Source organism: Streptomyces sp. NPDC002851 (genome assembly GCF_053591935.1).
Map to the genome: position 1 here is coordinate 1 of NZ_JBSFUT010000036.1, position 26,239 is coordinate 26,239.

The following is a 26,239-nucleotide window of genomic DNA, read 5'->3' on the forward strand; positions in this document are numbered from 1 at the left end:
CCGGGCCGCGGGGCCCGGATAGCGCATCCCCCACAGGTCGGTGTGCACATGGTTGACCAGACAGAGCGTGGGGCCGTCGTGCCACAGCGGCGCGACCCCCTCCCCCTACGTAGAGAACTGGACCCACCGCCTCCGAGGCCCCCTGTACCCGGCCGCCGTCGAGCAGGCCCTCACCGCCCTCGTCGCCCGCCACGAGGCCCTGCGCACCCGCCTCACCCTGGCCCCCGACGGCACGCCCCGGCAGGAGGTCACGCCGCCCGGCCCCGTCCCCTTACACCGGCGCGACACCACGCCCGAAGCCCTCGACGACGCCCTGCGCACGGCCGTAAGCCAGCCTCTCCCCCTGGACCGCCCCCCTCTCCTCCACGCCACCCTGCTCCGCCTCGCCCCCGACGACCACGTCCTGGCCGTCGCCCTGCACCACGCGGTGCTCGACGGCTGGAGCTTCCGGATCCTCGACGAGGAGTTCAGCGCCCTGTACGCGGCCGCAGTCGACGGTAAGGAGCCGCAACTCCCCCCGCTCCCCTTACAGTTCGGCCCGTATGCCGCACGCCTGCGGGACCGCCCCGACGCGGAGACAAGCGCCCTGGTCGACCACTGGCGCACCGTCCTCGACGGCGCCCCGGCCGAGTCGACCTTCCCGTCCCGCCGGGCGCGCCCCGCCACCCCGAGCCGCCGCGGCGGCCAGGTGCGGTTCCGCATCGCCCCGGACACGTATGGCCGCGTACGAGCCCTCTCGCGGAGCCTGCGCACCACCCCCTTCGTCCTCCTGGCCGCGACCCTGGCCACCCTCGTCGCCCGCCTCTCCGGACAGCCGGACGTGGTCCTCGGCACCCCGGTCTCGCGCCGCGACGAGCCCGAACTCGAGCCTCTGATCGGCTGCTTGACGGACCTGCTGCCGCTGCGCGTCGGCCGCGTCGCCGACGGCAGCTTCGCCGAGCTCGCTCGGGCACTCCGTAAGGCGGTCTGGGGAGCGGTGACGCACCGCGATGTGTCGTACGGCCGACTCGTCCGCGACCTCGGCGACGCCCTCGGCGTGGACCGCGCCTCCGGCCGGTTCCCGCTCTTCCAGGTGGTCCTGACGGTCGACGACGCGGACACCCCCGGCCTCGACCTGCCCGGCCTGACCGCCGAGCGCCTGCACCCGCACAACGGCACCGCGAAGTTCGACGCGTTCCTCCACCTGATACCCGAACGGACCGGGCGGACTGGGGAGACCGGGCGGGCCGGGCGGGCCGCGTCCGGCGAACAGGGCGGCCTCACCGGCCTGTTGGAGTACGCCACCGACCTCTGGGACGCCGCCGAAGCCCGCCGCATCGCCGACCGCTTCAGCACGCTCCTCGACGCCGCCGTGCGCGCCCCGGACCGCCCCCTCACCGACCTCGGCCTGCTCCCGACGGCCGAACTCGCCGACATACACGCCTGGTCGACCGGCCCGGCCCCGGCCGACCCCCATCCCCCACTCGTCCACGAGGCCTTCACCGCCCAGGCCGCCCGCACGCCTTACCTCCCAGCCGTCCTGCACGGCGCGCGAGCGAGCACCGACGGCCTCCGCGCACTGACCTACCGCGACCTCGACCACGCCTCCGACGCCCTGGCCCGACGCCTGCTCGCACACGGCCACGGCCCCGGCAGCCGCATCGCCCTCAGCCTGCCGCGCGGCCCCGAGGCCGCCATCGCGGTCCTCGCCACCCTGAAGGCCGGAGCCTGCTGCGTCCCGATCGACCCCGCCTACCCGTCCGCCCGCCGGGAGCTGATGCTGCGCACCAGCGAGGCGACGGTCCTTCTGACGACGCGCGGGACCGCACCCTCGCACGCGACGCTGAAGACGTTCTACGTAGAAGAGAACGCGCAGGGAGAGACGGAGGCAGAGGTACAGAGAGAAGCGGAGGTACAGAGAGAAAGAGAGGCAGCGGGAGCAGGCGCGGAAAGAGAGAAGCCCCTCCCCAGCGCGAAGCCTCTCCCGAGCACGAAGCCCCTCCCCAACGCGAATCCCCTCCCCACCATCACCCCCACCACCCCCGCCTACCTCATCCACACCTCGGGCTCCACCGGCCGCCCCAAGGCCGTCACCATGCCGCACCGTGGCCTCGCCGCCCTGGTCGACTGGCAGCGCACCCGCTCGGCGGTGACCGAACCCGGCGCCCGCACCCTCCAGTTCGCGCCGCTCAGCTTCGACGTGGCCTTCCAGGAGCTCCTCGCCACCTGGGCGGCCGGGGGCACCCTCGTCCTGGCCGACGAGGAGCGGCGCCGCGACCCGGAACGCCTGCTCGACCTGGTCGACGAGGCCCGCGTCGACCGTCTCTTCCTGCCCTTCGTGGCGCTCCAGCAACTCGCCGAGTACGCGGCCGCCACCCGCCGCGGCACGCGGCTGCGCGAGGTCGTCACGGCGGGCGAGCAGCTGTACGTCACCCCGGCCGTGCGCACCTTCTTCGGCGAGCTCACCCGGGCGACCCTGGAGAACCAGTACGGGCCCTCCGAGACCCATGTCATCACCGCCCACCGCCTCACCGGCCCGGCCGCCGATTGGCCCGAACGCCCGCCGATAGGGCGCCCGTTGCCCGGCACCGTCGTCCGCATCCTGGACGCGGCTCTGCGTCCCGTACCCGTCGGCGCCGTGGGCGAGCTCTGCCTCGGCGGCCGCACCCTCGCCACGGGCTACGCCGGGCTGCCCGAGGAGACCGCCGCCCACTTCGTGTACGTCAACGGGGAGCGGCTCTACCGCAGCGGCGACCTGGGGCGCTTCCGCTCGGACGGCGCGATCGAGTTCCTGGGCCGCCGTGACGACCAGGTCAAGATCCGCGGCCACCGGGTCGAGCCCGCCGAGGTGGAGGCCGCTCTGCGCGCGCTCCCCGGCATCCGCGACGCGGCGGTGGTCGCGACGGGCACCCCCGCACGCCTCATCGCCCACTACACCCCCACCCCCGCCACGGCCCGGGACGCCCGCACCCCGGAAGACCTCCGCCACGCCCTCGCCGAACGGCTGCCCGCCCACCTGCTCCCGGCGCACTACGTCCCCACCGACCGCCTGCCCCTCACCCCCAGCGGCAAGGTGGACCGAGCGGCACTCGCGGCGCACGAGGCGTACGTGACCGAGTCGAAGCAGTCGGACCAGTCGAAGCAGTCGGTCCAGTCGGTCCAGTCGGTCCAGTCGGTCCAACCGACCCCGGGCCCAGCCCCCGTAACGACCCACACCCCCCTCGAACTCCGCATAGCCCAGCACTGGCAACGCATCCTCGAAGTCCCTCAACTTCCCTCCCCCCACGAAGACTTCTTCGCCTCGGGCGGCGACTCCCTGCGCGCCGCCCGTCTGCTCCTGGCCCTCCGCGCCGATCCCGACGCCCCGGACCTGCCCCTCAACGCTCTGTTCACCACCCCGACCATCGCGGGCCTGGCCGCCCGCGCGACGGCAGCCGCGACCAACGGGTCCACCGGCACCGGAACACCCCCCGGCCGACGACCCGAAACCAACGTACGACTCGCCACTGACATTCGGCCCGCGCCCGCCACCGGAACCACGGCCACCGGAGCGACCGCCCTCACCACCCCCCGGAATCTGCTCCTGACCGGCGCCACCGGCTTCCTCGGCGCCTTCCTGCTCCGCGAGTTGCTGCGCCGTACCGACGCCACCGTGCACTGCCTCATCCGCGGGCCGCGCGCCGAGGAGCGGCTCGCGGCGGCTCTGCGGCGGTACGGCATCCGCCACCCCGGCATGGCCGCCCGCGTGCGCTGTGTCCCCGGCGACCTCGCCGCCCCTCGCCTGGGCCTCGACCCGGCGACGTACGACCGTCTGGCCCGGACCGTCGATGCCGTCCACCACTGCGGTGCGGCAGTCCATCTCACCCAGGAGTACGAGCGGTTGCGGGCCCCGAACGTCGACGGCACGGCCGAGGTGCTCCGCCTGGCCGCCGCCCACCGCACGGTCCCGGTCCACCACATCTCCACGATCGGCGTCCTCTCCGGCGCACCCGACCCCGCCACCACCACCCCAGAGCCCGGCCCCGGCCCCGCCCCCAACCTCACCTCCCCCCACACCGCTCACCACCCCGACACCCCACTCCCCCCGCCCACCCGCCTCCGCCACGGCTACACCCGCACCAAATGGGCCGCCGAGTCTCTCCTCTCCCAGGCTCGCGACCGCGGCCTCCCGGTGACCGTCTACCGCCCCACCCGCATCACCGGCGACACCGTCACCGGCACCGTCCCGGACACCGACCTGATGTGGCTGCTCCTGCAAGCCTGCGCGCGCACCGGCACGGCGCCGCTGCCGACCGGCGACCCCGCGCAGGACCTCGCCTTCGACCTGATCCCCGTCGACCGGGCGGCCGCCGCCGTCACCGCGCTCTCGCTGGACCCGCGCGCGTCCGGCCGCACCTTCCACCTGACCGCCGAGCGCCGCCTCACCCTCGCCGACGCCGCCGCCCGGCTCCGCGCCCACGGCTTCCCTATCGACACGGTTCCGCTCTCCCAATGGCTGCGCGCCCTCGCCTCGACCCCTACGGGACCAGCCCTGCTCTCCGTGTTCACGGACGACAACGGCCGGGTCGGCTCCGAAGCCGCGTACCGGATCGACGCGGGCAGCACGCGCGCGCTACTCACCGGCACCGGCATCGACCTGCGCGGCGACGACCGGGCCCTGTTCGACACCTGCGTACGCCACTTCCTGCGCACCGGCTTCCTGCGACCGTCCGATGTCGGCAAGAAACCCGCTGCCGGCGAAAAGCCCGGTGCCAGCAAGGAGCCCGGTGCCCGGCAGATGCCCGATTCCCGGCGGCCCGATGCCCGATCGAAGCCCGATCCCGCGCGGCCGGGCGCACCCCTACCGGAATCGGCCACCGCCGGGTAGCGTCGCTGATCAGTCCGCGTCTGGACTACACCACCGACGGGACTGCACCACTGCCCTGCCACCCGGCCGGGCAGCACCTTCCTTTACTCGGATCGTCCGGCACGTTCCTGCCGGTGAAGGGGGCCCCTCACCATGGCCACTGTTACGTTCGACAAGGCGACCCGCATCTACCCGGGTGCCGACAAAGCCGCCGTAGACGGTCTCGATATCGAGATCGAGGACGGCGAATTCCTCGTTCTGGTCGGCCCGTCCGGCTGCGGAAAGTCCACCTCCCTGCGGATGCTCGCGGGCCTGGAGGATGTCAACGCCGGAGCCATCCGCATCGGCGACCGCGACGTCACTCATCTGCCGCCCAAGGACCGGGACATCGCCATGGTGTTCCAGAACTACGCGCTCTACCCACACATGACCGTCGCCGACAACATGGGCTTCGCCCTCAAGATCGCGGGCCGCCCGAAGGCCGAGATCCGGCAGAAGGTCGAAGAAGCCGCGAAGATCCTCGACCTCACCGAGTACCTGGGCCGCAAGCCCAAGGCGCTCTCCGGCGGTCAGCGCCAGCGCGTCGCGATGGGCCGCGCCATCGTCCGCGAGCCCCAGGTCTTCCTCATGGACGAGCCGCTCTCCAACCTCGACGCAAAGCTCCGCGTCTCCACCCGTACACAGATCGCCTCGCTCCAGCGCCGCCTCGGCATCACCACCGTGTACGTCACCCACGACCAGGTCGAAGCCATGACCATGGGCGACCGCGTGGCGGTACTGAAGGACGGACTGCTCCAGCAGGTCGACTCGCCCCGCAGCATGTACGACCGCCCGGCCAACCTCTTCGTCGCCGGATTCATCGGCTCCCCGGCCATGAACCTCGTCGAGGTCCCCATCACCGACGGCGGCGTGAAGTTCGGCAACTCCGTCGTCCCGGTCAACCGCGAAGCCCTCAGCAGCGCCACCGATAAGGGTGACCGCACCGTCACCGTCGGTGTGCGGCCCGAGCACTTCGACGTCGTCGAGCAGAACGGCGAAGCCAGCAAGAGCCTCTCCAAGGACAGCGAAGACGCCCCCGCCGGCCTCGCCATCACCGTGAACGTCGTCGAAGAGCTCGGCGCCGACGGCTACGTCTACGGCACCGCCGAGGTCGGCGGCGCACCCAAGGACCTCGTCGTTCGCGTCAGCGGCCGCAGCGTCCCGGAAAAGGGCTCCCAGCTGCACGTCGTGCCACGCCCCGGCGAGACCCACGTCTTCTCCACCTCGAGCGGCGAACGCCTCAGCGACTGACCCCAGGCAAACCCTCGCGAACTTCCGCGTACGGCCCCGCACTTCGGTGCGGGGCCGTACGCCTCACTCACCCCGCACACCCCAAAGCCCCCGAGAGCCGACAAATACCCCGGCACAACGCCCTTTTCGATCCTCGTTCGTCAACATGGCAATCGAAAAAGGCCCACAAGCCGTCCCTCGATACGGTGACCAAATGTCGCCAAATCATCACTGACCGCTACGCTCACACGCGTGAACCAAAGCGCCCGCCGAATCGGCCGAACCCTCGCTCTCGTCCTCCCCGTTGTCCTGGTTCTCTCCGGGACGCTCGCGGTCACCCGAGTCAACTGGTCGGGGAGCAACCAGTCGATGCTCACCGCCTCCGCCGAGGGAGCCTCCGCCCCCGCCAAGTCCCGCGCCCCGCAGGACGTCCTGCGCGACAAGCTCCTCCGCGAGCTCCAGGAGAAGAACCCCGGCGCCGTCCTCACCCGCCTCCAGAAGGAGGTCAACGCGCACCCGTCGCTCGCCAGGCACTGCGCCTCCATCGCCCGCGCCCTCGGCCGCGCCGCCGTGAAGCAGTACGGCCCGAACCGCGCCCAGTCCTACGCCCGCCCGACCTGCGACACCTCGTACGCCGCGGGCGTGGCCGCCATGGCCGCCCGGGGCTGAACCGGCCATCGGCCTCCCGCCGGCCCACCGCGAGAGGCCGAGAGCCGGAGCAGCATAGGGTCGGCCCATGACCGACGCCCCCACACAAGCGGTAATCCTCGCCGGCGGCCAGGGTTCCCGCCTGCGCCCGTACACCGACGACCGGCCGAAGCCGATGGTCGAGATCCCCGGCACGGGGACCCCGATCATCGGCCATCAACTGTCCTGGCTCGCCGAGGCGGGCGTGACCGACGCCGTCGTCTCCTGCGGCCACCTCGCCGACGTACTGCAGGAGTGGCTGGACCAGGCGGATCTGCCGCTGAAGGTCACCACGGTCGTCGAGCACGAGCCGCTCGGCCGCGGCGGCGGCCTCAAGTACGCCGCCGCCCACCTCCCGCAGCCCGATCAGCCCTGGTACGCCACCAACGGCGACATCTGGACCCGCTTCTCGCTCCGCGAGATGGCCGCGTTCCACACCGAGCGGGACGCCACCGCGACCCTCGCCCTGGCCCGCCCCCGGATCCCCTGGGGCGCCGTCGAGACCGACGCCTTCGGCCACATCACGGACTTCGTCGAGGCCCCGCCGTCCGCGTACCAGATCAACGCGGGCGTGTACGTCTTCTCACCGGGCTTCGCCGCCCTGCTGCCCGAGCGCGGCGACCACGAGCGCACCACGTTCCCGCGCCTCGCCCGCGAGCGCCGCCTGGCGGGCTTCCCGCTGCCGCAGGGCGCGTACTGGCGCGCGATCGACACGGCGAAGGACCTGACGGAGGCCGCCAAGGAGCTTGCGGGCCAAGCCCGTTGAGACGGCGTACGTACGTCATGGGGCCCGGCACATCGCGTGTGTGCCGGGCCCCGTGGCGTACGTACGCCGTACCGAGAGCCGCTACCCGAGCAGCCCTCCGACCAGCCCGCCTTCCTCGCCGCCACCGGAGTCGCTGGAGCCACTGCTCGACCCGCTCGGCGAGCCGCTGCTGGAACCCCCGCTGGACGACGGCCCGGTCGAGGTGGCCGGTGCGGAGTCCTGGGGTGCCTCCTGCCCAGTGGTGCCCTGCGTCTCGCTCGGCTGTCCGGCGCTGACGGAGCCGGATTCGGTCGCCTCCGGGGGCGCGGACGAGCGGCTCGACGGGCTCGAACTGCCGCCCTGTGTGGGCGAACCCGAGGTGGCCTCGGGGCTGCGGCGCTCGGCGCGCTGCCGGTCCTCCGGGTCCTTCGGCAGCGGGGTGCCGGGCAGCTGGTTCCGCGGCGACTCGCCCGGGCCCGGTGCGGTCACGCGGTCGGCATCGCGCACCGCGCCACCGAGCAACGAGCCCACGAGCAGGGTCACTCCGACGACGAGGGTGCCCAGCAGAGCGCCCCGGCGCAGCACCCGGCGGCGCAGCTCCCAGAGCTCCGCGCGCGGTCCGAGGGTCCGCCATGCCTCCCCGGCGAGCCGCCCGTCGACGGAGTACACCGGCGCCCCGGCGATGATCAACGGGCTCCACGCGGCGAGGTAGATGATGTCCGGCGCGTCATAGACGGGTACGGTCCGCCAGCTGACGGTCACGAGCAGCGCGGCGGACAGGAGCGCACCGATCACGGCGGCGACCCGCTGCCACAGGCCGAGCATGGTCAGCACGCCGACGACGACTTGGAGGAAGGCGATGCTGAGCCCGGCGCCGACCGGGTGCGACAGGGCGAAGTCGCGCAGCGGCTCTATGGGCGTCCAAGGGTGCAGCGACTGGAGCCACTTGACCATGGAGCCGCGTTCGCCGCCGTCGAAGTAGACGGGGTCGCAGAGCTTCCCCATCCCGGCGTAGACCGAGATGAGTCCCAGGAAGATCCGCAGCGGAAGCAGCACGACCCCGAGGTTCATCCGCCGCCCGGGGTAGTACGCGTGCCGCACGGGGTCGGCTCCGTGCCGCCGCCCCTCGGCGCCGCGCCCGCCGTCACGGCCTCCGTCACGACCTCCGTCGGGGCCGTCGAACTCCTCGGCCCCGTAGGTGACTGCCCCGAGGTCGTCGTCGCCGCTGTCGACGCCCCCCAGTCTGGGCAGCAGCCGGGTCTCGCCGCCCTCGGGGGTGCGCGGGCCGATGACCTGCGGGGCGGTCTCTTCGATCCGCGGGATGACCTGGGTGGAGGCGCCGTCCGCGAACGGCTCTTCGCGCCGCACCCCGGAGTTCCGTACGGCCTGGAGGAGGCCGGTGGCCCCGGGGTCGCCCGGCTCGGACCTCCCGCTCCACACGACGGGCGCCCTGCGCCGACCTCCGGTGCCGACGACGGGCAGCCGCGTGGTCTCCGTGTCGGTCCCGGCGGCCGCCCGCTGCCGCCGACGCGCGGCGGCCGCGGCCCCGGCCGCAGACGACGACACAGCGGCCGAAGACGCCGAAGACAACGCGAAGTTCGCCGTCTGCTCGGCGGAGAGCCGCACACGGAAGCTGGCGTGATTGACGATGACCTGCGCCGGGTCGCACGGCACCTTCACCATGCTCAGCACGGGACCGTCGTCGAGTCCGGTGGGTGTTCTGGTGTCCACACTCATCTAACCGAGTGATGAGTGCTTAGGACACTGCCTTGACCCGCCCGATCTGTCCGGACCCCGTCAACTTCCTTACCACTGTAGGTAAGACGCGGTATCAGCCCCGGCGTCGAGCCGCCTCGTAGAGGACAACGCCGGCCGCGACACCGGCGTTCAGCGACTCGGCACCGCCCGGCATGGGGATGCGTACCCGGAAGTCGCAGGTCTCCCCGACGAGCCGGGAAAGGCCCTTGCCCTCGCTGCCCACGACGATGACCACGGGCCCACCGAGCGCGTCGAGCTCGCCGATCTCGTGCTCACCATCGGCGGCGAGCCCGACGACCACGACGCCCGCCTTCTTGTACGCCTCGAGCGCGCGCGTCAGATTCGTCGCCCGGGCCACCGGCGTACGCGCCGCCGTACCCGCCGACGTCTTCCACGCCCCGGCCGTCATCCCGGCCGCCCGCCGCTCCGGCACCACGACGCCGTGCCCGCCGAACGCGGAGACCGACCGCACCACGGCACCGAGGTTCCGCGGGTCCGTCACCCCGTCGAGCGCGACGATCAGCGGGTCCTCGCCCTCGTCGTACGCGGCGGCGGCCAGGTCCTCCGGGTGCGCGTATTCGTACGCCGGGATCCGCAGGACGAGGCCCTGGTGGTTGAGGCCATTGGTCATCCGGTCGAGCTCGGGCCGCGGGGCCTCCATCAGGTTGATGCCGCCGCGGTCGGCGACGAGCTGAAGCGCCTCGCGCACCCGCTCGTCGTTGTCGATGAACTGCTGGACGTACAGCGTGGACGCGGGCACGCCCTCGCGCAGCGCCTCGACGACCGGGTTGCGGCCGACGACCATCTCGGACGTGCCCTTGCCGCCGCGCCGCGCGACGGGCTTGCGTCCGGCCGCCTTCTTGGCCTGCGCGCTCGCGATCCGGTTCTTCTTGTGCCCCTTGCGCATCTCGGCGGGCGGCGTCGGGCCCTTGCCCTCGAGCCCGCGGCGCCGCTTGCCACCGCTGCCGACCGTCGCGCCCTTCTTATTGCTGGTGCGGCGGTTCCTGCGCTGGCTGTTCCCGGCCATGACCTACCTGTTTCCGTACGCCGAAGAAAAAATCACTGCTTGAAGTGTGCTTGACGAAGCCGCCCGCTGGAAAACGGAGCCGCCCGCGAGCGCACCCTCAGGCGCGCCCGCGGGCCCGTGCTCAGTGCCCCGTAAGGGTCCAGCGGGCTCCGTCGGGGCCGTCCTCAATGGTGAGGCCGGCCTGGGTGAGCTGGTCGCGGATGGCATCGGCGGTCGCCCAGTCCTTGCGGGCCCGGGCGGACTGCCGCTGGTCGAGGACGAGCCGGACCAGGGAGTCGACCGTGCTCTTCAGGGCCTCGCCCTCGCCGTCCGCGGCGGCGGCCGCCCACTGCGCGTCCAGTGGATCGAGGCCGAGCACGCCGAGCATGGCCCGCACCTCGGCGAGCCGCGCGACGGCGGCCTCCTTGTCGTCCGCGGCGAGCGCGGAGTTGCCCTGCCGTACCGCGGTGTGCACGATCGCGAGCGCCTGCGGCACCGCCAAGTCGTCGTCCATCGCCTCGGCGAACGCGAGCGGCACCTCGGCGGCGGGCTCGACCGTGCCCGCAAGCTCGGTGACGCGCTGCACGAAGCCCTCGATCCGCCCGAAGGCGGCCTCGGCCTCGCGCAGGGCCTCCTCGCTGTACTCGATCATCGAGCGGTAGTGCGGGGTGCCGAGGTAGTAGCGCAGCACGATGGGCCGCCACTGCTTGACCATCTCGGAGACGAGCACCGAGTTGCCGAGCGACTTCGACATCTTGTCGCCGGCCATGGTCACCCAGGCGTTGTGCACCCAGTACCGGGCGAAGTGGTCGCCGAACGCCTTGGCCTGCGCGATCTCGTTCTCGTGGTGCGGGAAGACCAGGTCGAGCCCGCCGCCGTGGATGTCGAACTCCTCGCCCAGGTACTTGTGGGCCATCGTGGAGCACTCCAGGTGCCAGCCCGGGCGGCCGCGGCCCCAGGGCGTCTCCCAGCTCGGCTCGCCCGGCTTCGCGGCCTTCCACATGGCGAAGTCCCGCAGGTCGCGCTTGCCGGTCTCGCCCTCGCCGGAGGGCTGCCGCAGGTCTTCGAGCTCCTGCCGGGACAGCTCCAGATAGCCCTCGTACGAGCGCACGTCGAAGTAGACGTTCCCGTCCGCCTCGTAGGCGTGGCCGCGCTCGATCAGGCCGCGCATCATCTCGACCATCTCGGTCACGTGCCCGGTCGCGCGCGGCTCGTAGCTGGGCGGCAGGCAGCCGAGGGCGTCGTACGCCTCGTTGAACGCGCGCTCGTTCTCGTACCCGATGGACCACCAGGGCCGGTTCTGCTCCGCGGCCTTCCAGATGATCTTGTCGTCGATGTCCGTCACGTTCCGCACGAACGTCACGTCATAGCCGCGGTACGCGAACCAGCGGCGCATGATGTCGAAGTTCAGCCCCGACCTGATGTGCCCGATGTGCGGGGCGGCCTGCACGGTCGCGCCACACAGGTAGATCGAGACACAGCCCGGCACGAGCGGGGTGAAATCACGGATCTGCCGGGCGCTGGTGTCGTACAGGCGAATAGTCACGCGTCAAGGGTACTGACCTTTTGGGGGTCCCATTCCCTGACCCGTCCGGGACCCCCGGCCGCTTTCACGGAACCGTCAAATCCGGTCGACGCCCTTGCGGGGCCTGACCCGCTCAACCGCTGTGGGCGCCCACGCTAGACGGCCCGCACCACCAGTGCCGTGGCGATCGCGGCGAGGCCCTCGCCCCGCCCCGTGAAGCCGAGTCCGTCCGTCGTCGCCGCGGACACCGCGACCGGCGCCCCTACAGCCTCCGACAGGACCTTCTGTGCCTCTTCGCGCCGCTTTCCGATCTTCGGGCGTACGCCGACCACCTGCACGGCCACGTTCCCGATCTCGAATCCGGCGTCCCGCACGATCCGCGCCGCCTCGGTGAGCAGCGCGATCCCGGATGCCCCGGCCCACTCGGGCCGCCCGGTGCCGAAGTGCGCCCCGAGGTCCCCGAGTCCGGCGGCCGAGAACAGCGCGTTGCACGCGGCGTGCGCCACCACGTCGGCGTCGGAGTGGCCCGCGAGCCCCGGCCCGGAGTCCTCCCACTTGAGTCCGCCGACCCAGAGTTCGCGCCCTTCTTCGTAGGCGTGGATGTCGGTCCCGATGCCGACCTGCGGCAGCGCCGCCCGTACTTCAGTAGCGGCCGTTTTCCCGGCCGCCGCCGGCCGTTCCTCAGAAGCCATCGGTCGCCCTCCTGCGCGCCAGGACCGCCTCCGCGAGTACGAGGTCGAGGGGCCGTGTCACCTTGAACGCCTCCTCGTGCCCGGGCACGACCACCACGGGCAGGCCGAGCCGTTCGACCATCCCGGCGTCGTCGGTGGCGCCGTCGCCGGTGACGGCGACCGTCTCGTGGGCCCGTACGAGCGCGGCCCGTTCGAAGCCCTGCGGGGTCTGCACGGCGCGCAGCCGGGACCGCTCCGGGGTGGCCACGACCGGTTCGGGCTCGCCCGCGGCCGGTGCGGGGTCGACCTCTTTGACGGTGTCCGCGAGGGGCAGCGCGGGCACGACGGCCGGAGCTCCGGCCCGTACGGTCTCGATGACGGCGTCGACCGTGTCGACCGGCACGAGCGGCCGGGCGGCGTCGTGCACGAGGACCTCGGTGACGTTCTCGGGTAGCGCGGCCACTCCGGCGCTGACGGACTCCTGGCGGGTGTCGCCGCCGGGCACCACGAGGAAGTCGGTCCGCTCGGGCAGCGCGTGCGCGTCGAGCAGCGTCTTGACCTCGCCGACGCCGTCGGCCGGGGCCACCACGACGACGAGCGAGACGGACCGCGAGGCGGCCATCGCGCGCACGGCGTGGATCAGCATCGGGGTGCCGCTGAGCGCACGCAGCGCCTTGGGCGCTCCGGGGCCGAGGCGCACCCCACGGCCCGCGGCCGGAATGATGGCGGCGGTCCGGTGGCTCGGGGCGTCGCTCTCAGGGGAGTGCGAGGACTGCGGGGAAGCGTGGGTTTCGTCTGACATCAGGTCCGCGTTCAGGTTTGTTTCCTCGGACGAGGTGGGTATGGCCAGAGGGTGCCGGGCGTTGACGCCTTGACCGGGACCCTTTCCGTGACGATCGGTCGAGCCGGCGCCGGCGGTCCGGGCCCGGCACACCAGCTGAGGCTCAGGATGCCGCACGGGTACGGACATGCCGCAGTGCCCGGCGACACGGTCTCGGGGGCGAGAGCGGGTCAGCGGGCACCGCGGCATGGTGATGCTGGTACTGCTTACTACGTCAGGACGCGAGGACTTCGTCGAGCAGGGCCTCGGCCTTGTCTTCGTTGGTGTTCTCCGCGAGCGCCAATTCGCTCACCAGGATCTGGCGGGCCTTGGCGAGCATGCGCTTCTCACCGGCGGAGAGTCCGCGCTCGCGCTCGCGGCGCCACAGGTCACGTACGACTTCCGCGACCTTGATGACATCGCCTGAGGCGAGCTTTTCGAGATTTGCCTTGTAACGACGTGACCAGTTCGTGGGCTCCTCGGCGTACGGTGCGCGCAGTACGTCGAAGACCCGGTCAAGGCCGTCCTGACCGACGACGTCTCGCACGCCGACGAACTCGGCATTGTCCGCCGGGACCCGAACCGTCAAGTCGCCCTGAGCGACCTTGAGCACCAAGTAGGTCTTGTCCACGCCTTTGATCTGGCGAGTTTCGATGGCCTCGATCAGCGCGGCCCCATGATGGGGATAGACCACGGTGTCGCCAACCTTGAACGTCATGTGACAGGTACCCCTTCCGTGGCTATCCAGGGTAACACGAGAACGGCGTCTTCTGAATGGCGTTTTCGCAGGTCAGGCCGCATCTCGGGGCTTGACAACAGCGCCGGGAACGTGCTGCGAAGCCTTTCCGGAGACGGGTATTCGCAGGTCGGAGCGGCTGTCCGGGGAACCTGAAACGCGACCGTTACAACCGTCCGGCGTGCGTCTCGGGCGGCCGAACGTCCTGGTTTGGACGCTCCGCGGCGGGGGGTATCCGCTACTCCGTTCGGTGTCGGGAGAGGCGTACGGGGCACATGGGGAAGGAATCCGGAATTGATCACCTGAACCGTGATGATCAATTCCCGGGGTGGACACGCATTCCTCACGGTTCCTCAACGTTCCTTACCGGAAAAGGTCGTGGAAGCCGGGAAGTCCGCCGGTTGAAATCGGAACCGACGGGAATCGGCCACACCGTGGCGTGGGTGCATACGGCGGCTTCCGGAGGGCGCCCGCACGCCCCGGTGGCCGCCCGGCGGCTGACCGCACGTCAGAGGGCGGGTCGGGTGAGGTGCCCCGACAGTGGGTCGGTAACCTAAGCGCGCTGACAGATCCTTAGGACGGTCTTACGCCCGTCCTAACCGCCCACGTTCAAGGAGTTGCCGCCGCCGTGAGCCGCAGCCTTCGACGCGGCGCCATCGCCGCCACCGCCCTCGCGTTCTCGCTCGCCACGCTCTCCGCGTGCGGTGCCGGCAACGAGGCGCAGACCCTCGGCGTGCAGCCGGACCACGCCGCGACCTCGGTCGGCGACATCAAGATCCAGAACGCGTTGGTCATCACCCAGCCCGACCGGGAGGCAACCGGGCCCGCCGCCGTCGCCGCGACCGTCTTCAACGAGGGCCGCAAGGACCAGACCCTGGAGTCCATCAAGGTCGGCCCCTCGGGCAAGACCGCCGAGCTCAAGCCCGCCAAGGGCAGCGGCCCGATCGTGGTGCCCGCGGGCGGCTCCGTCGTCATCGGCGGCAAGGGCAACGCCTCCGCGTCCCTGCCCAACAGCAGCGAGGAGCTGCAGGGCAGCAGCCTGCTGAAGGTGACGTTCGGCTTGAGCACGACCGGCGACGTGACGCTGGAAGCCCTCGTCGCCCCGGCGACCGGCTACTTCCAGAAGTGGGGCCCGAGCGACGTCCCGGCGGCCCCGGACGGCAAGCCGACGCCGGACGCCAAGCCGACGAAGGGCACGAAGCCGTCGGCGCCTGCCTCCGGCGAGCCGGCCGAGGGTGCGACCGAGGGCGCGTCCGACGCCGCTTCCGAGAGCCCCGCGCAGGGTGCGAGCGGTGCCGCGACGCCCGGCGCCGGGCACTGAGCAACAACTGAAGAAGGGGCGGGAAACCCTCGGGTTTCCCGCCCCTTCTTTGTTCCACCGGCCTACGGCTCGAACTTGTAGCCCAGGCCGCGGACCGTCACCAGGTAGCGCGGGGCGCCCGGGTCGGGCTCGATCTTGGCGCGCAGCCGCTTCACATGGACGTCGAGGGTCTTGGTGTCGCCCACGTAGTCGGCGCCCCAGACCCGGTCGATCAGCTGCATACGGGTCAGCACGCGGCCCGCGTTGCGCAGCAGCATCTCGAGGAGGTCGAACTCCTTGAGCGGCAGGTCGACCTTGGAGCCGCTGACCGTGACCACGTGCCGGTCCACGTCCATGCGGACCGGTCCGGCCTCGAGGGCGGCCGGGGTGACCTCTTCGGGCTCACCGCGGCGGCGCAGCACCGCGCGGATACGGGCGACGAGTTCGCGCGACGAGAAGGGCTTGGTGACGTAGTCATCGGCCCCTATCTCGAGGCCCACGACCTTGTCGATCTCGCTGTCCTTGGCGGTCACCATGATCACCGGGACGTTGGAGACGCCGCGCAGCTGACGGCAGACCTCGGTGCCGGGCAGGCCGGGCAGCATCAGGTCGAGCAGGACCAGGTCGGCGCCGTTGCGCTCGAACTCGTCGAGCCCGTCGGGGCCGGTGGCCGCGATGGCGACCTCGAAGCCCTCCTTGCGGAGCATGTACGACAGGGCATCGCTGAAGGATTCCTCGTCCTCGACGACGAGCACTCGGGTCACGGAAGGACCTCCGGGGCAGGGATCGGCTCGCGGGTCTCGCGAGTTTCGCGGTGGTGCGTGGTGTCGGGATCGGTGCGGTCCTCATCGTCGAGGGCCGCGTCGGAGGCTCCATCGTTCTCGGCGGAGCCGGAGCGCTTCCGGTCGCGGACGGAGCCCGCTTCCGGCAGCCGCAGCGTAAAGGTGGAGCCCTGTCCCTCGGAGCTCCACACGGTGACCTCGCCACCGTGGGAGGCGGCCACGTGCTTGACGATGGCCAGGCCGAGGCCGGTGCCGCCGGTGGCCCGGGAGCGGGCCGGGTCGACCCGGTAGAAGCGCTCGAATATGCGCTCCTTGTCCTTGTCCGAGATGCCGATCCCCTGGTCGGTGACGGCGATCTCGATCTGGTCGCCCCCGGGGGCGGTGATCCGGCGGGCGGCTATGCCGACGCGGGTGCGGGCCGGGCTGTAGTTCACGGCGTTCTCGACGAGGTTGCCGAGGGCCGCCGCGAGCTGGCCGCGGTTGCCCCAGATGTGCAGGTCGGCGGTGCCCCCGGCGGCCATCGTGATCTGCTTCGTACCGGCTTGGTGGCGGCAGCGGTCGATGGCCTCGGTGACCAGCTCGTCGACCCGTACGGGCTCGGCGTCCTCAAGCGGGTCGTCGTTCTGGACCCGCGAGAGGTCGATCAGCTCCTGGACCAGGTTGGTCAGGCGGGTCGCCTCTGTCTGCATCCGGCCGGCGAACCGCTCCACGGCCTCCGGGTCGTCCGAGGCGTCCATGACGGCCTCGGAGAGCAGGCTCAGGGCGCCGACGGGGGTCTTCAGCTCGTGGCTCACGTTCGCGACGAAGTCGCGGCGTACCGCCTCGATGCGGCGTGCCTCGGTGAGGTCCTCGACGAGCAGCAGGACGAGACGGGAGCCGAGCGGGGCCACCCGGGCGGAGACCGCGAGCGCCTCGCCACGGCCGGTGCCGCGCCGCGGCAGGTCCAGCTCGACCTGGCGTATCTCGCCGTCGCGGCGGGTGTCGCGGGCCATCTGGAGCATCGGCTCGACGGCCAGTTTCCCGCCGCGTACGAGACCGAGTGCGTACGCTGCCGAGCTGGCCTTGACCACGGAGTCGGCCTCGTCGAGCACGACGGCCGAGGAGCGCAGCACGGACAGGACCGTGTCCACGCCGGGTGGCAGCACGGCATCGGTGTGCAGGGATGTGCGGGTGGGTCGTTGCTGGTCGCGCTCGCTCCAGCGGAACGCCAGCATGGCGATCACGCCGGTGCACACCCCGGCGATCGCTGCCGCTGCGGCGACCGCCGCGTTCACGTCCATGCCTCCAGGTTATGCACGGGATAAGGCCGGGCCACACGGATCGGAGTGGGATCTCGAACACTCGTCGCCGAGAGTTCACCGACGGTACGGAACTGGTTCATTTGGGCGATCCGGCCGCACCGGGATGCCCGGGACGCGGGGGTGCGCTCAGTCCGTACGGGAGCGAACGTGTCGCCCAGAGTTCACCTTGGTGACAGAGGTGATTCACATGAGGTGCCGGAAACGGTCGCGTTCCGGCACCACCGTGGGAGCGTGGGGTCAGAACCCCGGCAACGTATTCAGGGGTCGAACCCCGGCACGTACGAGAAAGAGGGAGCTCCATGCGGGACGCGTACCACGAGGAACTGGATTCGATCGGCGAGGGCCTTGTCGAGATGGCCCGGCTCGTCGGTTCGGCGATCGGGCGCGCCACCACGGCCATGCTCGACGCGGACCTCAAGCTCGCCGAGAGCGTGATCGCCGCGGACCAGAAGGTCGACGACCTGCAGCATGACCTGGAGGCCCGGGCGATAGCCCTGCTCGCGCGGCAGCAGCCGGTCGCCACGGATCTGCGGATCGTCGTGACCTCGCTGCGCATGAGTGCCGATCTGGAGCGCTCCGGCGACCTGGCCCAGCACGTCGCCAAGCTGGCCCGGCTCCGCTTCCCGGAGCGGGCGGTGCCGCGCGACCTGCACGCCACGATCCTGGAGATGGGCCAGCTCGCGCAGCGCCTGATGGCGAAGTCCGCGGAGGTCATCATCACCAAGGACATCGACCTGGCGCTCCAGCTCGAGCAGGACGACGACGAGATGGACCTGCTGCACCGGACCCTGTTCCAGCACCTGATGGACGACCGCTGGAAGCACGGCATCGAGACGGCCGTGGACGTGACGCTGCTCGGCCGCTACTACGAGCGGTTCGCGGACCACGCCGTGTCGGTCGCCAAGCGGGTGGTCTACCTGGTGACCGGCGAGCACGCCGACGAGCTCCAGAGCGCGGGCGACCCGGCGGCCGGGGCGGTGCGGTCTGCCGAGGGGGCGTGAACGCGCGAACTGCCGTGCGTGCCCGGAGAATTCGAGCCTCTGTGCGCCGTTGATGCGCCCGACCCAGTGGGCATGAAATGGGCGTGGGCGCGCGGGCGACCTGCTCGCGAGCCGTTCGCCCTTCAACCCTTCAAGGAGGGTTCACATGGCCGATACCCCCACGACCGACCCCCAGCAGGACGCCGCTCCCGCCGAGCCGGTCGACGTCGTTCACCTGCCTCTGATCGGCGCGTGCGGCTGCGGTTCGGGCTGCGGCTGCGGCTGCCAGCAGGGCGCGCCCTGCCAGTGCGGTGGGTGAGTGAGGCCGCACGCTGAGGCTCTGTCACGACTGAGGGTCCCGTCCGGTGGACGGGGCCCTCAGTCGTGGGCGCGCTCTCCGTCGTGGGCACACGCTGGGCCACCGGTTAAACCGGTTAAACCGGTAGAAGCGCTGGAGCGCTTGCGGCGGTCGGTGAGGTGGCGGCAGAACCCGAGTCGGGAAAAGCTGTTCCTTAGACGGCAGACGACGTCTCTCGCATGAGGAGGCGGCCATGTCTCGGACCGCTCCCGTCCGTCCCTACGTCCTCCGCGAGACCGAGGGGGACTCCCTCTGGTTTCTCGGCAGCCTCGTCACCATGAAGGCCGCGGGGGCGCAGACCCGTGACCGGCTCACCATCGCGGAGTTCCTCAACCCTGCGGGCTTCGCCCCGCCGCTCCACCGCCATCTCGAAGAGGACGAGCTCTTCTACGTACTGTCGGGCGCCGTCGAATTCCACTGTGCCGGCGACACCTTCAGCGCGGGTCCCGGTGACTTCGTCCACCTGCCGGTAGGGCTGCCGCACACCTTCCTCGTCGGGGACGCGCCGCTGCGCGCCCTGCAGATCACCACACCGTCCGGCTTCGAGCACTTCGTGGCCGAGGCCGGTGAGCCCGCCGCGGAGCGGCGGCTTCCGGATCCGGCGCCGCCCGACCCGGCCGCGCTAGGCCACGCCGCCGCCCGGCACGGCATCGAAATCCTCGGCCCGCCTCCGGCCGCCGCGCCTCATTGAAACGACGCAGGGACCCTCAGATACGCAACAGCCCCTCACCTGCACACGAAAGCGCAGGTGAGGGGCGTGATCGCTGGGGACGTTACTTCTTGCCCTGGTTCTTGACCGCCTCGATGGCCGCCTTCGCCGCGTCCGGGTCGAGGTAGGTGCCGCCCGGCTTGACCGGCTTGAAGTCGCCGTCGAGCTCGTAGGCGAGCGGGATGCCGGTCGGGATGTTCAGGCCCGCGATCTCGGCGTCCGAGATGCCGTCCAGGTGCTTGACCAGGGCGCGCAGCGAGTTACCGTGCGCGGCGATCAGGACGGTGTGCCCGTCGAGCAGGTCCGGGACGATGCCGTCGTACCAGTACGGGAGCATCCGCGTGACGACGTCCTTGAGGCACTCCGTCTTCGGGCGCAGCTCCGGCGGGATCGACGCGTAGCGCGGGTCGCCCGACTGGGAGAACTCGGCGCCATCCTCGAGCGGGGGCGGCGGGGTGTCGTAGGAGCGGCGCCAGAGCATGAACTGCTCCTCGCCGAACTCGGCCAGGGTCTGGGCCTTGTCCTTGCCCTGCAGGGCGCCGTAGTGGCGCTCGTTCAGGCGCCAGCTGCGGTGGACCGGGATCCAGTGACGGTCGGCGGCCTCGAGCGCCAGCTGCGCGGTGCGGATCGCGCGCTTCTGGAGCGAGGTGTGCACGACGTCGGGCAGCAGGCCGGCGTCCTTGAGCAGCTCGCCGCCCCGGACCGCCTCCTTCTCGCCCTTCTCGTTGAGGTTCACGTCCACCCAGCCGGTGAACAGGTTCTTGGCGTTCCACTCGCTCTCGCCGTGGCGGAGGAGGATCAGCTTGTACGGTGCGTCGGCCATGCGTACGAGCCTAATCGAAATTCGATGGCGCGCCGCGGCCGCCCGTACGTAAGCTGCGAATCTGCCGCACGCTACTTACGTACGCCGGACTACGTCGCCATCGGGGGGCCGCTCGTGTCCATCGCCTCGCTCCAACGCGCCGCACGGGAGAGCGTCTCGGGACTACCCAGGGAGTTCTGGTGGCTCTGGGCCTCCACCTTGGTCAACCGGACCGGGGCCTTCGTTCTCACCTTCCTGTCGCTCTTCCTCACTCTTGAGCTGGGCTTCTCGCCCTGGTACGCGGGTGTGGTGATCGCCCTGCACGGCCTCGGCGGCATCCTCGGCGCACCGCTCGGCGGCGCCCTGACGGACCGGTGGGGCCGCCGCCCGACCATGATCACGATGCATCTGGCGGCGGCCTGCTGCACCGGCGCACTCGCCCTCGTGACGGAGGCCTGGGCGATCGCCGTTGTGGTGACCCTGCTCGGCGTCGCGCTCCAGGGCGTACGGCCCTCGATCGGCGCGGTGATCGCGGACCTGGTGCCGGAGCACGACCGCAGGCGGGCGTACGCCCTCAACTACTGGGCCCTGAACCTGGGTTTCGCCATAGCCTCGCTCGGCGGCGGCGCCGCGCTCGTCCTCGGCTACCGGACCCTGTTCGTGGCGGACGCGGTCGCGACCCTGCTGTGCGTGCTCGTCGTCTTCCTGCGGATCCCCGAGTCGCGGCCGGACCACACGGCCGCGGCGACCGGTGACGCGGGCGCTCCGGCCGAGCAGCTGTCCACGCTCGACGTGCTGCGCGACGCCCCCTTCCGCACCCTGGTCGTGCTCAACCTCCTCGTCTGCCTGATCTTCACCACGCCCTGGGTCGGCCTGCCGCTGACCATGGCCGCCGAGGGCCTCGAGCCGGGGATGTACGGCATGGTCATCGCGGTCAACGGCGTGCTGATCGTCGGCCTCCAGCTGACCATCAACCGGATCACCGAGAACCGCTCCCCCGCGGCCCTGCTCACCGTCTCCTCGCTGCTGTTCGCGGTCGGCCTCGGCATGACCGCGCTCGCCGGGACGCCGCTGCTGTTCGCGGTGAGCGTCGCGGTGTGGACCATCGGCGAGATGGTGCACGTGCCGACCAACGCCGCCGCGACCGCGAAGCTCGCGCCGGACCACGCGCGGGGCCGCTACCAGGGCGTGATGGGCACCTCCTGGGCGGCGGCCGGGTTCGTCGCGCCGCTGCTCGCGGGCTGGATCATGGACGGCCCCGGCCCGAACGTGCTCTGGCCGCTCTGCGCGGTGCTCGGCTGCATCGCGGCCCTCGGCTACTCGACCCGGCTGCGCCGCGTCCTGGACGACGACGAACCGGCCGAGCCGGTGGTCACGGACCCGGCCAAGCCCACCAAGCCCGCCGGGTCCGAGGTCAGCGCGGAGGCATGAGGGCCCGCTGGCCTCGTGCAGATCGCGCGGCTCCACACCGCCGGGACGGCCGTACGCCTCCACGCGCGCGTGCAGCTCGCCGGTGAAGTCGGGGAAGCGTGGGACAGGGGACAGAGACCCCTACTCCCGAGGCTGGGTCAGATGTGTGAACGCCTCAAGGTTTCGAGTCGACTCGCCACGCGACACCCGCCACTCGTACTCCTTACGAATGGCCGTCGCGAACCCGAGCTCGAGCAGCGTATTGAAGGCCCCGTCAGCAGCCTCAAGCACCGACCCGAGCAGCCGGTCGAGCTCATCCGGCGTGACCGCGGCGAGCGGCAACTTGCCGGTGAGGTAGATGTCGCCCAGCGGATCGACCGCGTAACTCACCCCGTAGAGACGGAGATTGCGCTCAAGGAGCCAGCGATGCACACCCTCGGCGTTCTCATCGGGATGCCGGATCACAAAGGCGTTGAGGGACAAGGAGTGTCTGCCGACGATCAGCGACACCGTCGTGGAGAGCTTCCGGGTACCGGGCAGCTTCACCACATAGGAGCCCGGCTCCGGGGACTCCCACTCCAGTTCGGCGTCCTTGAGCGCCTGCTCGACGACCTGTCGCGCGTCGTTGTCGCCCGCTGTCTCAGCCATGGTGCGAGCGTACGCGACTGTACTCGCGACGGCCTCGCTGCTCGTGCACGGCCGCGGTGTAGACGTCCTCCGTCGCCGCGGCCGCGGTGTCCCAGCCGAAGGACTGCGCGTGCCGGGCGGCGGCGTCGCCCATCCGGTCCACCAGGTGCGGCGTGTCGACGAAGCGGCCGAGCGCCTCGGCGTACGCGGCCGGATCGTGCCCCTCTACGAGGAAGCCGCTGACGCCATCGCGCACCGCCACGGGCAGTCCGCCGACCGAAGCCGCCACTACTGGAGTACCGGCGGCCTGCGCTTCGATGGCGACGAGCCCGAAGGACTCGCTGTAGGAGGGCATCACCAGGACGGAGGCGGCCCGGAACCAGTCCGCGAGCTGGTCCTGGCCGACCGGCGGCCGGAACCGTACGACATCGCAGATACCGAGCTGGGCGGCCAGCTTCTGCAGGCCCTCGGGCTTGGCCAGACCGCTGCCGCTCGGACCGCCCACCACGGGCACGACGAGTCGGCCGCGCAGCTCGGGCCGGCGTTCCAGGAGCACGGCGACGGCGCGGAGCAGGATGTCGGGCGCCTTGAGGGGCTGTATGCGCCCGGCGAATAGCGGCACGAGCGCGTCCTGCGGCAGGCCGAGGCGCTGCCGGGCGGCGGCACGGCCGTCGGCGGGGCGGAAGCGGTCGAGGTTGACGCCGGGGTGGACGACGGCGACCTTGCCGGGGTCGGCCTCGTAGTGGCGTACGAGTTCGTCCGCCTCTTCTTCTGTATTGGCGATCAGGCGGTCGGCGGCGCGGACGATCTGGGTCTCGCCGATCACGCGGGCGGCGGGCTCGGGGGTGTCACCGGCGGCGAGCGCGGCGTTCTTGACCTTGGCCATGGTGTGCATGGCGTGCACCAGCGGGACGCCCCAGCGCTCGGCGGCGAGCCAGCCGACGTGGCCGCTCAGCCAGTAGTGCGAGTGCACCAGGTCGTAGTAGCCGGGGCGGTGACCGGCCCACGCCTGCATCACGCCGTGCGTGAACGCGCAGAGCTGGGCGGGCAGTTCCTCCTTGGCGAGGCCCTCATAGGGGCCCGCGTCCACATGCCGTACGAGCACACCGGGGGCCATCTCGACGCGGCGCGGCAGGCCGCCCTCCGTCGCGCGCGTGAAGATCTCGACCTCGATATTGATCGCCGCGAGGCGCTTGGCCAGCTCGACGATGTAGACGTTCATGCCGCCCGCGTCGCCGGTGCCCGGCTGGTGCAGCGGCGACGTGTGCACGCTGAGCATGGCCACCCGGCGCGGCCTGCGGTGCCCGCCGGGGAAGCGGAGGCGCGGGGGCATACTGCCGGTGAGGCGTTCGCCGAGCCGAGTCGCGTACTGGCTCACGTGGCGTCCTCCTTGCGGCCTGGGGCCGGCCTTCGGTGGGCATGACGTCGCGGAGTGGCGGTCACGCCACCCGTGACCGGCAACGCTGGAACCCGCTGTTCCATTTCCACTTTGCCAAAGCATTACGCGGGGATGTCCCGACCGTGACCGCGGCCCCGCGGCGACGGGGACCGCGGGAGAGCCCTCGACGAGGGCACCGGCACGGCAGCTGCGGCCCGCGGATCGGGTGACACTCGGGCAGCGGATACTGGAGGGCATGGCCCGCAGCCCCTCATCCCGCCCTCCCGTCTCCCACCACCACCCTCAACAGAAGCCCTGCGGGCTGCCCCTCTCTCCCGTCGGGACCGTCACGCGCGGGACCACCAACCCCAACCGGCTGCGCCGCATGGACCGCTGGATCGCCGTCACCCACGGCGCCGCGCTGCGCCGCGCCGACGCCCCGCTCGCCGTCGACCTGGGCTACGGCGCCGCCCCCTGGACCGCCGTCGAGCTGCTGCACCGGCTGTGCGCCGCCGCGCCCGCGGTCGAGGTCGCCGGTCTCGAGATCGACCCGGCGCGGGTGGCGGCCGCGAAGCCGTACGAGATAACCGGGCTCACCTTCCGGCACGGCGGCTTCGAGGTGCCCACGGACCGGCCGCCGCAGCTGATCCGGGCGGCGAACGTGCTGCGGCAGTACGACGAGGCCGAGGTCGCCGCGGTGTGGCGGCGGCTGTGCGGGCGGCTCGCGCCCGGCGGACTCCTGGTCGAGGGGACCTGCGACGAGATCGGGCGGCGGCACGTGTGGGTGGCGCTCGGGCCCGAAGGTCCGCGGACGGTCACGTTCGCGACCCGGCTCGGCTCCCTGGCACGCCCCTCGGACCTGGCGGAACGGCTGCCGAAGGCGCTGATCCACCGCAACGTGCCGGGCGAGCCGGTGCATGCCTTCCTGCGCGACTTCGACCGCGCGTGGGCGGCCGCCGCGCCCTTCGCCGCGTACGGCGCCCGGCAGCGCTGGATCAGGGCGGTACGGGACCTGCGCGCCGACTGGCCGGTGACGGACCGGGAGACACGGTGGCGGCAGGGCGAAGTCACGGTCGCCTGGGAGGCATTGGCACCGCGGGGGTCCTGAACCACGCCTCCCGACCTCCCCCACACGAGTGACTTTCTGTGACGCGGGAACACCGCACGGCGACCGTTCGTCGAAATGTGCGAAGGATCCGGGGGTGTAGCGCGGAGGGATCGCGCGGCTTGCGACACGGGTGGCCAGGAGTTCTGTCCGCCTCTGTCACTTTGCGCGCGGGCGTGGCACCATCCGGACAGGTCCACAAGTTACTGACGGGCAATCAGTTCAGGGGGGACTGGGCGTGATCGGGAAGTTCGGGAAGTTCGGAAAGCGGCGTTCGACCGTGACGGCCACGACGCTGGCCTGCGCGGCGATGGTGCTCGGCACACCGGCGGTGGCACAGGCCCAGTCGGCGATACAGCCTCCTGCGAAGCCGAGCCCCAGAACTCCCGCGTCGTCGAAGACGCTTGAAGAAGTCCGCAAGGAAATGGACAAGCTCTACCACCGGGCGGCGGTGGCCACGGATGCCTACAACGCCGCGGAGGAGAAGGCGAAGGACCAGTCCGCCGAAATCGTGCGTCTGGCCCGCGCCATAGTCCGCGGACAGAACAAGCTCGACGACCTGAAGAAGCGCGCCGGTGCCGCGGCCCGCGCCCAGTACCGTAGCGGCGGCATGCCCCCACAGGCACAACTGGTGCTGAGCGATGACCCGGCTCAATTCCTGAACCACGCAGGCCGGTTGCGCCAGGGACAGCAGGCGACCAAGGGCCTGCTCGGTGAGATGTCCCGGACCCAGTCGAACCTGCGGAGCGACACGGCGGACGCCCAGACCCAGTGGAAGAAGCTGGAGGAGAACCGCAAGCGGAAGGCCGCCGCCAAGAAGGAGATCGAGGCCAAGATCAAGGCGGCCAAGGCGCTGGAGTCCAAGCTCGAGAAGAAGGAGCGCGAGCGCCTGCTCGAACTGGAGCAAGCGGCGCAGTACAAGCGCCAGATGGCCTGGCTGGACAAGGGCACGCTCAAGGAGCTCAACGGCCGGGCGTCCGCCTCGGGCAAAAAGGCCGTCAAGTACGCGACCGCGCAGCTCGGCAAGCCCTACGAGTGGGGCGCCGAAGGCCCGAAGACCTACGACTGCTCGGGCCTCACCTCGCAGGCGTGGATAGCGGCGGGGCAGACCATTCCGCGCACCTCGCAGGAGCAGTGGAAGCAGCTGCCGCGCATCGACATCAAGGACATGCGCCCCGGCGACCTGATCATTTACCACAAGGACGCCAGCCACGTCGGGATGTACATCGGCGACGGAGCGATCGTGCACGCCCCGCGTCCCGGGCGTCACATCACCGTGGCGGGCGCGGGCTCCATGTACATACTCGGGGTGGTCCGCCCGGACAAGTAGCGGTCCGCACCGCGGGCCTGCTGACATGGATCCGCACCGTCGGCCTGCCAACGTGGCTTCGCGACATCGCCTGGTGACGTAGGTCATGTGGCCCGGCTCACCGGAGCAACCCTGG

General features: G+C 71.4%; 22 protein-coding genes. 11 read left to right on the plus strand and 11 right to left on the minus strand.

What is annotated here, in order from left to right:
* Nucleotides 1-67 precede the first annotated feature (67 nt).
* The 4 genes from ACWD10_RS29930 (at nt 68) to ACWD10_RS29945 (ending at nt 7,547) form a co-directional block, all read left to right on the plus strand.
* Nucleotides 68-4,846, plus strand: coding sequence for a non-ribosomal peptide synthetase (locus ACWD10_RS29930; protein WP_451096686.1), 4,779 nt, complete (start codon nt 68-70; stop codon nt 4,844-4,846).
* 132 nt (nt 4,847-4,978) lie between these two features.
* A complete protein-coding gene (locus tag ACWD10_RS29935; RefSeq protein WP_451096519.1) occupies nt 4,979-6,115 on the plus strand; it encodes an ABC transporter ATP-binding protein in 1,137 nt (378 codons plus the stop codon).
* Nucleotides 6,116-6,346: 231 nt separating this feature from the next.
* Entirely contained in the window at nt 6,347-6,763 is a 417-nt protein-coding gene (locus tag ACWD10_RS29940) for a hypothetical protein (RefSeq protein WP_451096521.1), read from the plus strand.
* A 67-nt stretch (nt 6,764-6,830) separates the two neighbouring features.
* Nucleotides 6,831-7,547: a nucleotidyltransferase family protein gene (locus ACWD10_RS29945; RefSeq protein ID WP_451096523.1), complete on the plus strand. Its 717-nt coding sequence runs from the start codon at nt 6,831-6,833 to the stop codon at nt 7,545-7,547.
* 81 nt (nt 7,548-7,628) lie between these two features.
* On the opposite strand, the gene ACWD10_RS29950 is transcribed toward ACWD10_RS29945, so the two are convergent.
* The 6 genes from ACWD10_RS29950 to ACWD10_RS29975 all read right to left on the minus strand — a co-directional run bounded on the left by ACWD10_RS29950 (nt 7,629) and on the right by ACWD10_RS29975 (nt 14,024).
* Nucleotides 7,629-9,263 carry a DoxX family protein gene (locus tag ACWD10_RS29950; protein WP_451096525.1) on the minus strand — a complete coding sequence of 545 codons (1,635 nt, stop codon included), beginning with the start codon at nt 9,261-9,263 and terminating at the stop codon, nt 7,629-7,631.
* 94 nt (nt 9,264-9,357) lie between these two features.
* Nucleotides 9,358-10,311 carry a 23S rRNA (guanosine(2251)-2'-O)-methyltransferase RlmB gene (rlmB, locus tag ACWD10_RS29955; RefSeq protein WP_451096527.1) on the minus strand — a complete coding sequence of 318 codons (954 nt, stop codon included), beginning with the start codon at nt 10,309-10,311 and terminating at the stop codon, nt 9,358-9,360.
* 121 nt (nt 10,312-10,432) lie between these two features.
* Nucleotides 10,433-11,836 carry a cysteine--tRNA ligase gene (cysS, locus tag ACWD10_RS29960; RefSeq protein WP_451096529.1) on the minus strand — a complete coding sequence of 468 codons (1,404 nt, stop codon included), beginning with the start codon at nt 11,834-11,836 and terminating at the stop codon, nt 10,433-10,435.
* A gap of 134 nt (nt 11,837-11,970) precedes the next feature.
* Nucleotides 11,971-12,507, minus strand: a complete 537-nt coding sequence (ispF, locus tag ACWD10_RS29965) for a 2-C-methyl-D-erythritol 2,4-cyclodiphosphate synthase (RefSeq protein ID WP_451096531.1) — start codon at nt 12,505-12,507, stop codon at nt 11,971-11,973.
* Nucleotides 12,497-13,288: a 2-C-methyl-D-erythritol 4-phosphate cytidylyltransferase gene (gene ispD / locus ACWD10_RS29970; protein ID WP_451096533.1), complete on the minus strand. Its 792-nt coding sequence runs from the start codon at nt 13,286-13,288 to the stop codon at nt 12,497-12,499. The genes ispF and ispD overlap by 11 nt, the downstream gene beginning before the upstream one ends.
* 253 nt (nt 13,289-13,541) lie before the next feature.
* Entirely contained in the window at nt 13,542-14,024 is a 483-nt protein-coding gene (locus tag ACWD10_RS29975; protein ID WP_451096535.1) for a CarD family transcriptional regulator, read from the minus strand.
* A 646-nt stretch (nt 14,025-14,670) separates the two neighbouring features.
* Between ACWD10_RS29975 and ACWD10_RS29980 the strand changes: the two genes are divergently transcribed.
* Nucleotides 14,671-15,363, plus strand: a complete 693-nt coding sequence (locus ACWD10_RS29980) for a DUF461 domain-containing protein (RefSeq protein WP_451096537.1) — start codon at nt 14,671-14,673, stop codon at nt 15,361-15,363.
* Between the two features lie 62 nt (nt 15,364-15,425).
* On the opposite strand, the gene ACWD10_RS29985 is transcribed toward ACWD10_RS29980, so the two are convergent.
* Both ACWD10_RS29985 and ACWD10_RS29990 read right to left on the minus strand, forming a co-directional pair.
* On the minus strand, nt 15,426-16,106 hold the full coding sequence (locus ACWD10_RS29985; protein WP_451096539.1) for a winged helix-turn-helix domain-containing protein: 681 nt from the start codon (nt 16,104-16,106) through the stop codon (nt 15,426-15,428).
* Nucleotides 16,103-17,404, minus strand: coding sequence for a sensor histidine kinase (locus ACWD10_RS29990; RefSeq protein WP_451096541.1), 1,302 nt, complete (start codon nt 17,402-17,404; stop codon nt 16,103-16,105). Before ACWD10_RS29990 ends, ACWD10_RS29985 begins: the two co-directional genes overlap by 4 nt.
* Nucleotides 17,405-17,724: 320 nt before the next feature.
* Between ACWD10_RS29990 and phoU the strand changes: the two genes are divergently transcribed.
* The 3 genes from phoU to ACWD10_RS30005 all read left to right on the plus strand — a co-directional run bounded on the left by phoU (nt 17,725) and on the right by ACWD10_RS30005 (nt 19,454).
* Nucleotides 17,725-18,426 carry a phosphate signaling complex protein PhoU gene (gene phoU / locus ACWD10_RS29995; RefSeq protein ID WP_451096543.1) on the plus strand — a complete coding sequence of 234 codons (702 nt, stop codon included), beginning with the start codon at nt 17,725-17,727 and terminating at the stop codon, nt 18,424-18,426.
* Nucleotides 18,427-18,571: 145 nt separating this feature from the next.
* Nucleotides 18,572-18,724, plus strand: coding sequence for a hypothetical protein (locus ACWD10_RS30000; protein ID WP_451096545.1), 153 nt, complete (start codon nt 18,572-18,574; stop codon nt 18,722-18,724).
* A gap of 232 nt (nt 18,725-18,956) precedes the next feature.
* Nucleotides 18,957-19,454, plus strand: a complete 498-nt coding sequence (locus tag ACWD10_RS30005; RefSeq protein WP_451096547.1) for a quercetin 2,3-dioxygenase — start codon at nt 18,957-18,959, stop codon at nt 19,452-19,454.
* Nucleotides 19,455-19,536: 82 nt separating this feature from the next.
* Here ACWD10_RS30005 and ACWD10_RS30010 read toward each other — a convergent pair whose 3' ends face one another.
* Entirely contained in the window at nt 19,537-20,295 is a 759-nt protein-coding gene (locus ACWD10_RS30010; RefSeq protein ID WP_451096549.1) for a phosphoglyceromutase, read from the minus strand.
* Between the two features lie 114 nt (nt 20,296-20,409).
* Here ACWD10_RS30010 and ACWD10_RS30015 point away from each other — a divergent pair, with 114 nt between their 5' ends.
* Nucleotides 20,410-21,705 carry an MDR family MFS transporter gene (locus ACWD10_RS30015; RefSeq protein ID WP_451096551.1) on the plus strand — a complete coding sequence of 432 codons (1,296 nt, stop codon included), beginning with the start codon at nt 20,410-20,412 and terminating at the stop codon, nt 21,703-21,705.
* A gap of 120 nt (nt 21,706-21,825) precedes the next feature.
* On the opposite strand, the gene ACWD10_RS30020 is transcribed toward ACWD10_RS30015, so the two are convergent.
* Nucleotides 21,826-22,332, minus strand: a complete 507-nt coding sequence (locus ACWD10_RS30020) for a YbjN domain-containing protein (RefSeq protein WP_451096553.1) — start codon at nt 22,330-22,332, stop codon at nt 21,826-21,828.
* On the minus strand, nt 22,325-23,689 hold the full coding sequence (gene mshA / locus ACWD10_RS30025) for a D-inositol-3-phosphate glycosyltransferase (RefSeq protein WP_451096555.1): 1,365 nt from the start codon (nt 23,687-23,689) through the stop codon (nt 22,325-22,327). Before mshA ends, ACWD10_RS30020 begins: the two co-directional genes overlap by 8 nt.
* A gap of 385 nt (nt 23,690-24,074) precedes the next feature.
* Between mshA and ACWD10_RS30030 the strand changes: the two genes are divergently transcribed.
* A complete protein-coding gene (locus tag ACWD10_RS30030; protein ID WP_451096688.1) occupies nt 24,075-24,797 on the plus strand; it encodes a class I SAM-dependent methyltransferase in 723 nt (240 codons plus the stop codon).
* Nucleotides 24,798-25,104: 307 nt separating this feature from the next.
* Nucleotides 25,105-26,124, plus strand: a complete 1,020-nt coding sequence (locus ACWD10_RS30035; protein ID WP_451096690.1) for an NlpC/P60 family protein — start codon at nt 25,105-25,107, stop codon at nt 26,122-26,124.
* The last annotated feature ends 115 nt before the right edge of the window (nt 26,125-26,239 follow it).

Excerpts from the sequence above, each read along its gene's own strand:
- ACWD10_RS29990 (WP_451096541.1), bottom strand. The coding sequence starts at position 17,404 with ATGGACGTGAACGCGGCGGTCGCCGCAGCGGCAGCGATCGCCGGGGTG.
- ACWD10_RS30010 (WP_451096549.1), bottom strand. The coding sequence starts at position 20,295 with ATGGCCGACGCACCGTACAAGCTGATCCTCCTCCGCCACGGCGAGAGC.
- phoU (WP_451096543.1), top strand. The coding sequence starts at position 17,725 with ATGCGGGACGCGTACCACGAGGAACTGGATTCGATCGGCGAGGGCCTT.
- ispD (WP_451096533.1), bottom strand. The coding sequence starts at position 13,288 with ATGTCAGACGAAACCCACGCTTCCCCGCAGTCCTCGCACTCCCCTGAG.
- ispF (WP_451096531.1), bottom strand. The coding sequence starts at position 12,507 with ATGGCTTCTGAGGAACGGCCGGCGGCGGCCGGGAAAACGGCCGCTACT.
- ACWD10_RS30005 (WP_451096547.1), top strand. The coding sequence starts at position 18,957 with ATGTCTCGGACCGCTCCCGTCCGTCCCTACGTCCTCCGCGAGACCGAG.
- ACWD10_RS29950 (WP_451096525.1), bottom strand. The coding sequence starts at position 9,263 with ATGAGTGTGGACACCAGAACACCCACCGGACTCGACGACGGTCCCGTG.
- ACWD10_RS30000 (WP_451096545.1), top strand. The coding sequence starts at position 18,572 with ATGGCCGATACCCCCACGACCGACCCCCAGCAGGACGCCGCTCCCGCC.
- ACWD10_RS30035 (WP_451096690.1), top strand. The coding sequence starts at position 25,105 with ATGGTGCTCGGCACACCGGCGGTGGCACAGGCCCAGTCGGCGATACAG.
- rlmB (WP_451096527.1), bottom strand. The coding sequence starts at position 10,311 with ATGGCCGGGAACAGCCAGCGCAGGAACCGCCGCACCAGCAATAAGAAG.
- ACWD10_RS29975 (WP_451096535.1), bottom strand. The coding sequence starts at position 14,024 with ATGACGTTCAAGGTTGGCGACACCGTGGTCTATCCCCATCATGGGGCC.
- ACWD10_RS29935 (WP_451096519.1), top strand. The coding sequence starts at position 4,979 with ATGGCCACTGTTACGTTCGACAAGGCGACCCGCATCTACCCGGGTGCC.
- ACWD10_RS29945 (WP_451096523.1), top strand. The coding sequence starts at position 6,831 with ATGACCGACGCCCCCACACAAGCGGTAATCCTCGCCGGCGGCCAGGGT.
- ACWD10_RS30020 (WP_451096553.1), bottom strand. The coding sequence starts at position 22,332 with ATGGCTGAGACAGCGGGCGACAACGACGCGCGACAGGTCGTCGAGCAG.
- ACWD10_RS30030 (WP_451096688.1), top strand. The coding sequence starts at position 24,075 with ATGGACCGCTGGATCGCCGTCACCCACGGCGCCGCGCTGCGCCGCGCC.